Consider the following 357-nt stretch of genomic DNA (forward strand, 5'->3'; position numbering starts at 1 on the left):
TTACTTCCATAAAACAATACTCCACTCCAGCCTCGTTCATTTGCTTTAAATAGCTGTTGATGGTAAGGGAATCAGGCGTGGTATGGGTGGCGGGAAATTTCTCTTCGGCCACCATCACCTGCACAGTAGAAAGTAGTCCCACTTTAAATCCGGCTTTGGTGAAAAGCTGGTACAACAGGGAAGCTACAGTGGTTTTCCCATTAGTACCTGTAACGCCTACCAGCTTGAGGTTTACAGAAGGATTTCCGTAGAAATTATCGGCCATGTAAGCCAGAGCCTGCTGCGAATTTTTCACTTTTACATAGGTAATGCCATTGACCGTTTGCTTTGGCATCTCCTCGCAAACTATTGCAAGCG

The 357-nt window shown here is 45.4% G+C and carries 1 protein-coding gene; it reads right to left on the bottom strand.

Going from position 1 to position 357, the window contains the following annotated elements; all coding sequences use genetic code 11:
* Positions 1-357: Mur ligase family protein (locus HC175_RS21075; protein WP_262887262.1), on the bottom strand; the 357-nt coding region annotated here is incomplete at both ends.

It is taken from the genome of Salinimicrobium oceani (assembly GCF_012037645.1).